We start from the raw sequence: 10284 nt of genomic DNA, 5'->3' as shown, positions 1-10284 counted from the left end.
ACCCGACGAACTGCCTGACGAATCATCTCGAAGCCCAATGGGGCGTTGGGTCGCTTGTGGCTGTCGGCTATGTCAACCGCAGCGATCAGCCCAATGACTGCGCGGCTGCACGAAAGCGGGCAGCCGCATTCACCCAAGCCGTGAACGCAAGATGGTCAACGGACCTTCCGATTGTGCAGGTGAACATCGACGTTACCGACAACCGGATGGCCTTCGCCGACGCGATCGCAAACTGCTAAGAGTTGATTCATAAGTCAGCTCGCGCCGACCTGACGGCCGCTGGGAAGCAAAGTTCTACGGACCTACCAGACGGCCAGCGCAAGCGGATCAGACTTCCGACCAAAAACGCCGCTGGATCCCGGTGGCCACGACGACTTTGAGCGTCGCCGATTACATGACCTATTGGCTGGCGAACATCGCCGAAACCAGTATCCGGCGCACGACCTACGCCACCTACGAGGGAGATGTGCGCTTACGTATCAACCCCGGAATCGGCATGCGGAAGCTGAAATCTGTGCAGGCCTCTGACCTACGGCTTTGGCTGAACCCACTGCGGACCCGGTGTCAGTGTTGCGCTCCGGGGAAGGACGAGCGCCGCAAACTGCCGAGGTGCTGCGCGAAGGAAGAACCAGCCTGCTGCCGGGACACCCTGTCATCCAGCTCGATCCGCCGCATCCTCAGAGTCCTACGTGCTGCTCTGCAAGACGCGGTCGATGAGGAAGGGGTCCTCAGCCGCAACGTCGCCCGGCTGGTTCAACTCCGGGTTACCGATGCCCGAAAAGTCCGTAGCTTTACCCGGTTGGTAGCTTTGCGCTTTCTCAAGACCGCCGAAAAGCACCGGCCGTATGCCCTCTGGGCCGTAGCTCTGACACTGGGGCTCCGTCGCGGCGAAGCTCTGGGTCTCGCGTGGGCGGACGTTGACCTGGACAGCGTCCAGCTAACGATTCGTCAAGCCCTGCACCGAGTCGACGGTGAACTACGTCTGGAGCAAGTCAAAACGGAAGCCTCTGTCGCGGTGCTCCCGATCCCGGCGCCTCTGGTCACCATTTCGTCAAAGACTCGAAAGTCGAACCGTAATTTAAATCTTTACCGTGGTGGAGCTAAGGGGATTCGAACCCCTGACCCCCACACTGCCAGTGTGGTGCGCTACCAACTGCGCCATAGCCCCGTGAACTTGTTCAATGAAGTTACACCACCTGCGGGTTGCCGTTCAAAATCACAGGTCACGGCACTTCGCCGCCGGCTTCCGGGCCCAACGGACGTGCCTGTCGATGCGGCCCGAAAGCACGCGGACGAGTCTCGGGGGCAAAGACCCAGCCCAGCGCGGCAACCGCGAGGATCGCCCCGCTCACCGTGAAGGCCCAGCCGAACGACGCATGCTGGGCCACCTGCCCCACCACGACCGAGCCGACGATCGAACCGAGGTCAGCCATCATCTGAAACGTCGCCACCGCCGTTCCACCGCGCGCTTTGTTGCCGATGATGTCGGCCACCGCGGCCTGCTGGGGTGAGATGAAGACGCCGGTGGCCGCGCCGGTGACGTAGGCGACCACAAGAAATATCGACAGCGATGACGTGAACCCCACCAAGACCGTCGAGGCCGCCGACACGCTGAGCCCGACGATGAGCAGTTTTCGCCGACCGATGCGGTCCGACAGGTAACCGCTCGGGATGACCACCGAGATGTTGCCGACGGCGAACGCGGCCAGCGCCAACCCGGCGATGCCCGGCCCGCGGTCCAGTACCTCCACCACGAACAGTGGCACCAGGGCGAACCGCAGTCCGAAGGCCGCCCAGCCGGTGGCGAAGTTGGAGAGCAACGCGGCCCGATAGGCCCGATGGCGCAGCACAACGCGGATCGATACCGCGGCTTCGCCGTCGTCGGCGGGAGCCGCCAGCGCGGAGTTGCGCAGGCCCAGGAACACCACAGCCGCGGCCACCAGCAGCGCGGCTCCATAGATCAGGAACGGCACCGCCAACCCGAAACCCACGGTCATACTGCCAAGCACCGGGCCGCCCACCGATCCGACGAGGAACCCCGACGAGAACAACCCGGCGACCCGGCCCCGGGCGTCTGGCGGCGAGATCCGGATCATCAGCCCCAGCGCCGACACCGTGAACATCGCCGACCCCAAGCCACCCACCGACCGGAACAGCAGGAGTTGACCGAATGTCTGCGCGAATGCGCACGCTGCAGTCGACAGCGCCACGATCAACAGCCCACTGATGTAGACCCGCCGCTCCCCTACCCGCTGAACCAACCAGCCCGCCGGCGGCGCCCCGCACAGCCGCATCACCGCGAACGCTGTGATGACGAAAGTCGCTGCGCTGATGCTGACCCCGAAGTACCGGGCGTACTGCGGCAGTACCGGAGCGACCACGCCGTACCCCAGTGCCACCACCACGTTGGCTCCGGCCAACAGCCAGACCTCACGCGGCAATCGCTCTTTGGCCGCTTCCCGCGCAGACGGACAGTCGTCCTCCGTGCCCGAACTCACGAAATGACCAGCCTCACGAGATACCCAGCATCACGAAATGACTTTCGTCACGACATCGCGCGCAGCGTTCTGCACTTCAGCGAGATGCTCAGGGCCACGGAAGGATTCGGCGTAAATCTTGTACACGTCCTCTGTTCCCGATGGGCGCGCGGCGAACCATGCGTTCTCCGTCGTCACCTTCAGCCCGCCCAGCCGAGCACCATTGCCCGGCGCGCTCGTCAGCTTGGCTGTGATCGCCTCGCCGGCCAACTCGGTGGCGGTGACTTGTTCCGGCGACAGCTTGCCCAACCGCGCCTTCTGCTCGCGATCGGCCGGCGCGTCGATCCGTGCATACGTTGGGGCACCATACTTTTCGGATATCTCCGCGTACCTTTGCGACGGCGTTGAACCGGTCACCGCGAGGATTTCCGACGCCAGCAGCGCCAAGATGATGCCGTCCTTGTCGGTCGTCCACACTGATCCGTCGCGCCGGAGGAAGGACGCGCCGGCGCTCTCCTCGCCACCGAAACCGATTGTGCCGCCTATCAAACCGTCGACGAACCACTTGAAACCGACCGGCACCTCCACCAGCCTGCGGCCCAAGCCTGCCACCACCCGGTCGATGATCGACGAGCTCACCGCCGTCTTGCCGACCGCGGTCCCCGCCGCCCACTGTGGCCGATGGGCGAACAGATAGTCGATCGCCACCGCGAGGTAGTGGTTTGGGTTGAGCAGACCACCGTCGGGGGTGACGATGCCGTGCCGGTCGGAGTCGGCGTCGTTGCCTGTCGCGATCTGAAACGAGTCCCGGTTGGCGATCAGCCCCGCCATGGCGTTGGGCGAGCTGCAATCCATCCGGATCTTGCCGTCGGTGTCCAGGGTCATGAACCGCCACGTCGCATCCACCAGCGGGTTGACGACGGTCAGCTCCAGGTTGTGCCGTTCGGCGATGGCGGCCCAATAGTCGACGCTGGCCCCGCCCAGCGGGTCGGCCCCGATCCGGATTCCCTGCGCGCTGATGGCGTGCATGTCGACGACGTTGGGTAAGTCCGCGACGTACGCATCGAGGTAGTCGTGGCGCTGCGCGGTCCCCAGCGCCCTGGCCAGCGGCACCCGCTTGACCGCCTTCAGGCCGTCACGCAGTATCTCGTTGGCTCGTGTGGCGATGGCGCCGGTGGCGTCGGTATCGGCCGGACCGCCGGTGGGCGGGTTGTACTTGAAACCGCCGTCACGGGGCGGGTTGTGCGAGGGAGTGACGACGATCCCGTCGGCGAGCGCGGTGTCGCGGCCCCGGTTGAACGTCAGAATCGCGTGGCTGACCGCGGGCGTGGGTGTGTAGCGATCCGCGGAATCGATCATCGCCACGACATCGTTGGCGGCCAGCACCTCCAGCGCCGAAACCCATGCCGGCTCCGACAACGCGTGGGTGTCGCGCCCGATGAACAGCGGGCCCGTGGTGCCCTGCGCGGCCCGGTACTCGACGATGGCCTGCGTGGTAGCCAGAATGTGCGGCTCGTTGAACGCCGCGTCCAGACTCGATCCCCGGTGCCCCGAGGTGCCAAATGCCACCTGTTGGTCGATATTGTCCGGATCGGGAGCGACGCTGTAATAGGCAGTTACTACCTGAGCCACGTCGATGAGGTCTTCGGGTTGCGCCGGCTGACCGGCGCGGGGATTGGCCATGGTGTTGATTCTGCTACGTCTACCTATGCCGAAGAACCCTGGATCGTCTGCACCGGACGTGCATAATTCCGGGATGGCCTACGACCGGCGGGAACTTGCCGCAGTGTTCGTCGGAGGCGCGCTGGGCACGCTGGCGCGGGCCGGCCTTGAAGAGCTCGCCGCGCCGGATCCGGGCCAGTGGCCGTGGCCGACCTTCGTCGCCAACATTATCGGCGCATTCCTGCTCGGCATGTTCGTCACCCGACTGCTGGAACGCCTACCGGTGTCGAGCTACCGGCGTCCGCTGTTGGGAACCGGTTTCTGCGGCGGCCTCACGACGTTTTCCACCATGCAGGTCGAGACCCTCAAGATGCTCGAATACGGCCACTTCGGCCTGGCCAGCGCCTACATCTCAACCAGCATCGTCGCGGGATTGTTCGCCGTCTATCTGGGGACCGCCATGGTGCGCCGAGTTCGGGTGCGCCGATGACGGCACTGGTCTGGGTAGGCGTGTTCGTCATCGGCGGATTCGGCGCGATGCTGCGGTTCTTCGTCGACCGCGAGATCTCCCGACGGGCGTCAGGGCCGTTTCCGGTCGGCACGCTTGTCGTCAACATCAGCGGTGCAGCATTGCTGGGCTTCGTCGCAGGGTTGGCGTTCAGCCCGCACGTGGCGATACTGGCCGGGACCGCCTTCTGCGGGTCGTACACCACCTTCTCCACGTGGATGTTCGAGACGCAGCGCCTTACCGAGGAGCGCCAGAACTGGTCTGCGGTGGCCAACATCGTGGTGAGCATCGCGCTGGGACTGCCCGCCGCCTGGCTGGGCCAGACCCTGGGGGCGAGCCTGTGAGCAACGAAACTCTCACCTTGACAGCCTATTTCGCTGAACTGGAACGCACCAAGGACCGGTTCCTGGCCGAGGAGATGCTGGAGCTGTTCCATGACCGGGGAATCGCCGCCAGCGTGTTGTTGCGCGGCATCGCCGGTTTCGGTGTCTCCAACGTCGCGCTCAGCGACCGCACGCTGAGCATGGCCGAGAACGCTCCGGTGACGGTCTACGCTATCGATCGCCCAGAGCGGATTCTCCCGCTGACCGATTCGGTGTCGGCAATGACCAACCGCGGGGTGATCACCCTGCGGCGGGACCTCGGCCTGCCGAGCACACTGCCCGGGCAACCCATGGATGTGCGCCTGTGGGTGTACCTTGGCCGCAAACATCGCATCGCCGGAAGGCCCGGCTACATGGCGGTATGTGATGTGCTGCACCGTCACGGATTCGCCGCGGCCGAAGTGCTCCTCGGGGTCGACGGCACCGTGGCCGGTCAGCGTCGTCGGGCGCAGTTCTTCGGCAGCAATTCCGAAGTACCGTTGCTGATCTCCGGGGTAGGCACCCTTACGCAGGCGGCCGAGGCGGTCGAAGAGTTGCGCGGGATTCTGCCCGATCCGTTGTTCACGGTCGACCAGGTGCTGGTGTGTAAGAACCGCGGCCAGCAGCTCGCCGACCCCGGAGAACTAGCTCAGGTCAGTCCGTTCCAGAAACTAACGGTGCGTACCTCCGAAGACACCCGGATCGATGGTCAGCCAATCCACCGGGCATTGATCGAGCGACTCAAGGACTCCGACCACGCAAGCGGTGCCACCGTGTTGCGCGGTATGTGGGGATACCTAGGCACCAGGCGGCCCCACGGCGATCGCTTCCTTCAATTGGCCCGGCACGTGCCGGTGAGCACGCTGATCGTCGATACCTCAGCGAACATTGCGGCAAGTTACGCAATCGTGGACGAACTGACGGAGAACGACGGTTTGGTCACCTGCGAGGCAGTTTCGGCGATGCTCGCCCTGCACGACGGGCAGAGCGTCGGGAGCCTGCGGCCGGACTGAGGTCGGTTCAGTCGGTCGCGGCGTGCTTGTTCTTGGAGCCGAACGGCAGCAGGTGCATGACCGCGACCACAACCGTGCCAACGATCAGCCCGATGACCGCCGAGGCCGTCGTGTTGACCACCCAGGCCAGCACACCGCCGACTCCGGCGAGGTGATCCACCAACCCCTCGGCGTGATGGACCAGCGCGTAGAGCCCCTGCCAACCCAGTTCTCCGGTTCCGACCAGCAGGATGTGCCCGCCAACCCAGAGCATCGCCACCGTGCCCACGACCGACAGCGCCGACAGCAACTTGGGCATACCGGCGACCAGGCCGCGACCGACCTTCTTGACGAACTTCGAAGACCGCTGGGCGAGGCTCAGACCGATATCGTCCATTTTCACGATGCCGGCAACGACGCCGTATACCGCCAGGGTGATCAGCACAGCGACCACGAGCATGATGATCAGGCGCGGCAGGAACGATTGGTCGGCCACCTCGTTGAGAGCGATCACCATGATCTCGGCGGACAAGATGAAGTCCGTGCGGATCGCACCGGTGACCATGTAGCGCTCGGCGTCCGGACCGACGGTGACCACCGGCGCGCGCTGCGCCTTGTCGGTGTCGTGTCGCAGCAACTTGGTGAGTACCTTCTCAGCACCCTCGTAGCACAGGTAGGTGGCTCCGAGCATCAGAATCGGCGTCAGCAGCCACGGCGCGAACTGACTGAGCAGCAGCGCGGCCGGCAGGATGAAGACGATCTTGTTGCGCAGTGATCCGATGGCGATGCGCTTGATCATCGGGAGTTCGCGCTCGGCGGCGACGCCATGGACGTACTGCGGTGTCACCGCGGTGTCGTCGATGACGACACCGGCGGCCTTTGCAGTGGCACGACCCGCGGCTGCGCCAATGTCATCGACCGAGGCGGCCGCCAATCGCGCCAGTACTGCGACATCGTCGAGGAGCGCGAACAGACCTGCGCTCATGGCGCCACCGTGAACGCATCTGCGGTCATGGCACTGATCATGGCACTGAAGGTTACCCGCCGGGAGGCCCCGCGGGGCCGTCTCCGACACCTACCGGGGGTTCACTGGCAGATCCGTTGACTCAGAGGCTACTTCGCGGCGTTGAAGTCATCCAGCGCCCGTTCGGCGCCACGGTTGAGCGGCACCGGGTCGGTGTCGCGTGCGGTGTCCAAGCTGATGCCTTTGGCCGCGCTGACCACCTGCGCCAATTTCGGCTGCCGCTCGAACAGAATCTTGGTGAGCACGCAGGCCAGGTTGGCGTCGAGGTCGTCGCGAACCAGCAGCATGTTCGCCACGACGATGGTCTTGACGTCGCCGGGCAGACCGTAGGCGGCGGCCGGAATCACACCCTCTTCGTAGGCCGGGCTGACCTCTTGCATCGTGGCCAATTGGGGGGTGATGTCCAGGAAGACAACGTCATTGCGTGCCGAGGTGACCAGGTCGGTGATTCCTGGAGTCGGCAGCCCACCGGACCAGAACAACGCATCTATCGAGCCGTCCTTCATCCCGTCGACGGTCTTGGTGAGGTTCAATCGCTGAGCGGCGACGTCGGACTCCGGGTCCAGGCCCGCCGATTCGAGCAGTCGTCTGGCGATGACCTCGGTTCCCGAGCCCGGTGAGCCGGTGGAGATCCGCTTGCCGCGCATGTCTGCGATAGAGGTGATGCCGGCGTCGGTCCTGGCGATCACCTGGGTGTAGTTGGGATAGATGCGCGAAAGGGCCTCCACGGGTTGCTTCTCCCCGTCGAAGCTCGCCTTGCCCTCGACGGCGTCGGCGGCGGTATCGGCGAGTGAGAACGCCAATTGGTAGCTGCCGTCGACGAGTTGCCGGATGTTCTGCACCGAGGCCCCGGTCTCGGCGGCGGTGGCCTTCACCCTGCCGACCGTGGCGGCCGAGATCTGCTCCGCATAGGCGTTCCCGAGCGAGAAGTACACACCCGTGGCGTTACCGGTCGCGATACTCACCCGCGTTTCGGCGCCGACCTCGCAGATGATCTCACCTCCCGAGTCGGCACTCGGTGCATCCTGCCTGCCCCCGCAACCCGTGGCCGTGATCCCGGTCAGCAGCAGCGCCGCGAATGCCGCGCAAGCCCCCCCAATCGCACTTCTCATGCCCTTCTCCTTCCGTCGATGATGGTGAACGCAACTGCAGCGAGCAGACACGCCGATCCCGCCGCGATGGTGACGGGATCGAGGAATAGCAACAGCATGGCTGCTATCGCGGTGAGAATCCGGGCAATCGGTCGCATCGCGCCGACACCGAGCGCCCACCCGCCGACGGCAAAGGACAGCGCCACGATCCCCGCGCACGCTGCCGCGGAGGCCCACAGCACGCCGATCGCCGGTCCACGCCCCAACAGGTACTCGCCGGGACCGGTGAGGACGAACACGATGGGAACCAGAAACGCCGGTGCGGCATAGCGCAGTGTCTGCCACATGGTCGGGATCGCCCGGCCGCCGGTGACCGCAGACGCACCGACTGCCGCGAGCGCGGTCGGTGGCGTGACCTCGGAAAGCACCGAATAGTAGAAGACGAACATGGCGGCCGCGGGGGCGGGGACGTCGAGCGCCAGCAGGGCCGGGCCGATAATGACCCACCCGATGACGAACGACGCGGTCACCGGAATTGCCAGTCCCAGCACCGCCAGCGCGACCGCGGCGAACACCGCCGTCAGCGCCAGCGTGACCGTGCGGTTGTCGGTGATCGCGTCGACACCACCGACCAGCACGGAGGAAAACTGGGCTCCGAGACCAGTTTTTGTGGTCATCGCCGTGATCACGCCCGCCGCGGCGCACACCGCGACGACCGGGAGCACTCCCCTGACGCCGGCGCTCAGCGCGTCGAAGAGTCGGCGCGGCCTCATCGAGTTACGTCGATCCAAGAAGGAAAGCAGGAAGGCCAGTGCCGTGGCGTAGACGACGGCTCGCGTCGCCGACATTCCGACGGCGAGCAGGACGATGATCGCGATCAGCGATGAGAAGTGATATCCGAAGCGGGCGAGCAACTTCCACGGCGAATCAGCGTCGAGGTGGGCTGCGCGCATACCCAATCGGCGGGCGTCGATCTCGACGGCCAGCAGAATACCGAGGTAGTACAGAAGGGTCGGGATCGTGGCCCAGCCCAGCACCGTCAGGTAGGAGACTTGGAGGTATTCGGCGACGATGAATGCGGCGGCCCCCAGGGTCGGCGGTGACAGCAGGGCGCCGACTCCGGCAGCCGCCAGCACTCCGCCGGCACGTTCGGGGGTGTAGCCGGCCTGCCGCATGATCGGCCAGGTGACCGCGCCGACGCTGACGGCGGTGGCGGTGCCCGAACCCGAGACGGTGCCGAGCAGGAATCCGGACGCCACGGTGGTACGCCCCGCGGCGCTGCGCGAGCGCCGGAAGGCGGCCACCGACAGGTTCACGAAGAATCGCGCACCACCGGAGCGCTCGAGTACCGCGCCATAGATGGTGAAGAGCACGATGTAGGTGGCGGCCACGTCCAGCGGGGTCCCGAAGAAGCCACTGCCGGAGTTGTAGAGCGCGTCGATGATCTGGTCGAAGTCCAGCCCGGCATGGGCGATGGCCCACCCCTGCGGGAGCAGGCCGCCGTAGTAGCCGTAGCCCAGGAACACCCCGCACACGATGGGCAGCGCCCAGCCCGTGGTGCGCCGGCAGGCCTCGAGTACCAGCACGAGCAGCAGCGCGCCCATCACCACGTCGGTCGGGGCGAGCAGCCCCTGCCGGTCCAGGAAGGCGTTGTAACCGCCACCGCCGGCGCCGATCGGGACAGGGAGCAGCGGGTATAGGCACACCAGCAGAGTTATCGCGGCAAGGAGCCAATCGAGTGCACCGGGACGGTCCTGCGGATCGAATCGGGGCAATCCGGACCTGTAGACCAGGTACACCAGCGGAAGTGTGCCGGCCAGGAACACGATCAGGTAGTACTGGCTGCCCTCGGACAACGGGCGGAACACCTGCCAGATGGTGAGCACCGCGACCGCGAACGCGACGACGGCAACCAGTCGGTTGGTCCATCCATGCAATTGGCGGCTAGGTTTTTCCTGGTCATCGACCCGCGGCTCGAAGGGCTGCCCTGTCGAGGGTCCAGAAGCCGGGGCGCTGTCGACCACGGTCGACGCATTGGCGGGCGCCTTCGACGAGCTGGGATCCATCGAATCGAACCGTAGGCCGCCGACGCCGCCTTGTGGGGGGATTGCGGACTTCGAACCCTGGATCGGCGAACCCGGCTCGAACCTGACTCGACGCGGCGCTCG

General features: G+C 65.5%; 9 protein-coding genes, 1 tRNA gene and 1 pseudogene. 5 read left to right on the top strand and 6 right to left on the bottom strand.

The annotated features are described in order from the left end of the window. Both ACPGXI_RS07080 and ACPGXI_RS07075 read left to right on the top strand, forming a co-directional pair. A partial coding sequence (locus tag ACPGXI_RS07080; protein WP_526651217.1) for a hypothetical protein occupies positions 1-239 on the top strand: 239 nt, incomplete at its 5' end. 155 nt (positions 240-394) lie between these two features. After that, positions 395-541, top strand: a pseudogene (locus ACPGXI_RS07075) (tyrosine-type recombinase/integrase); the annotation flags it as partial. A gap of 551 nt (positions 542-1092) precedes the next feature. Here the strand turns inward: ACPGXI_RS07075 and ACPGXI_RS07070 are convergent. The 3 genes from ACPGXI_RS07070 to pgm all read right to left on the bottom strand — a co-directional run bounded on the left by ACPGXI_RS07070 (position 1093) and on the right by pgm (position 4160). Continuing rightward, positions 1093-1168, bottom strand: a tRNA-Ala gene (locus ACPGXI_RS07070). Between the two features lie 55 nt (positions 1169-1223). After that, positions 1224-2498: an MFS transporter gene (locus ACPGXI_RS07065; protein WP_526651215.1), complete on the bottom strand. Its 1275-nt coding sequence runs from the start codon at positions 2496-2498 to the stop codon at positions 1224-1226. A gap of 30 nt (positions 2499-2528) precedes the next feature. Continuing rightward, the gene (gene pgm, locus ACPGXI_RS07060; protein ID WP_526651213.1) at positions 2529-4160 is read right to left on the bottom strand and encodes a phosphoglucomutase (alpha-D-glucose-1,6-bisphosphate-dependent); all 1632 of its coding nucleotides are present in this window, start codon (positions 4158-4160) and stop codon (positions 2529-2531) included. Positions 4161-4233: 73 nt separating this feature from the next. Between pgm and crcB (ACPGXI_RS07055) the strand changes: the two genes are divergently transcribed. Genes crcB (ACPGXI_RS07055) through ACPGXI_RS07045 form a run of 3 tightly spaced genes read left to right on the top strand, consistent with a single transcriptional unit; the run spans position 4234 to position 6022 of the window. Then, entirely contained in the window at positions 4234-4629 is a 396-nt protein-coding gene (gene crcB, locus ACPGXI_RS07055) for a fluoride efflux transporter CrcB (protein ID WP_526651231.1), read from the top strand. Then, complete coding sequence (crcB, locus tag ACPGXI_RS07050) at positions 4626-4991, top strand: fluoride efflux transporter CrcB (RefSeq protein ID WP_526651211.1); 366 nt, start codon at positions 4626-4628, stop codon at positions 4989-4991. Before crcB (ACPGXI_RS07055) ends, crcB (ACPGXI_RS07050) begins: the two co-directional genes overlap by 4 nt. Beyond that, positions 4988-6022, top strand: coding sequence for a DUF190 domain-containing protein (locus tag ACPGXI_RS07045; protein ID WP_526651209.1), 1035 nt, complete (start codon positions 4988-4990; stop codon positions 6020-6022). The genes crcB (ACPGXI_RS07050) and ACPGXI_RS07045 overlap by 4 nt, the downstream gene beginning before the upstream one ends. Positions 6023-6029: 7 nt before the next feature. Here the strand turns inward: ACPGXI_RS07045 and ACPGXI_RS07040 are convergent, their stop codons facing one another. The 3 genes from ACPGXI_RS07040 to ACPGXI_RS07030 form a co-directional block, all read right to left on the bottom strand. After that, positions 6030-6986, bottom strand: coding sequence for a DUF808 domain-containing protein (locus ACPGXI_RS07040; RefSeq protein ID WP_526651207.1), 957 nt, complete (start codon positions 6984-6986; stop codon positions 6030-6032). A gap of 128 nt (positions 6987-7114) precedes the next feature. Next, positions 7115-8137 (bottom strand): TAXI family TRAP transporter solute-binding subunit, encoded by a 1023-nt coding sequence (locus tag ACPGXI_RS07035; RefSeq protein ID WP_526651205.1) that lies wholly within the window; start codon positions 8135-8137, stop codon positions 7115-7117. Beyond that, positions 8134-10182, bottom strand: a complete 2049-nt coding sequence (locus tag ACPGXI_RS07030; protein WP_526651203.1) for a TRAP transporter permease — start codon at positions 10180-10182, stop codon at positions 8134-8136. The genes ACPGXI_RS07035 and ACPGXI_RS07030 overlap by 4 nt, the downstream gene beginning before the upstream one ends. Between the last annotated feature and the right edge of the window lie 102 nt (positions 10183-10284).

It is taken from the genome of Mycobacterium sp. (assembly GCF_049608025.1).
Taxonomy (GTDB): domain Bacteria; phylum Actinomycetota; class Actinomycetes; order Mycobacteriales; family Mycobacteriaceae; genus Mycobacterium.
The sequence above is the reverse complement of the archived record's forward strand: the minus strand, read 5'-3'. Positions and strand labels throughout refer to the sequence as shown.

Bases quoted from the DNA above. Each gene is read 5' to 3' on its own strand.
- crcB (WP_526651231.1), top strand. From the start codon at position 4,234: ATGGCCTACGACCGGCGGGAACTTGCCGCAGTGTTCGTCGGAGGCGCG.
- pgm (WP_526651213.1), bottom strand. From the start codon at position 4,160: ATGGCCAATCCCCGCGCCGGTCAGCCGGCGCAACCCGAAGACCTCATC.
- crcB (WP_526651211.1), top strand. From the start codon at position 4,626: ATGACGGCACTGGTCTGGGTAGGCGTGTTCGTCATCGGCGGATTCGGC.
- ACPGXI_RS07035 (WP_526651205.1), bottom strand. From the start codon at position 8,137: ATGAGAAGTGCGATTGGGGGGGCTTGCGCGGCATTCGCGGCGCTGCTG.
- ACPGXI_RS07030 (WP_526651203.1), bottom strand. From the start codon at position 10,182: ATGGATCCCAGCTCGTCGAAGGCGCCCGCCAATGCGTCGACCGTGGTC.
- ACPGXI_RS07040 (WP_526651207.1), bottom strand. From the start codon at position 6,986: ATGAGCGCAGGTCTGTTCGCGCTCCTCGACGATGTCGCAGTACTGGCG.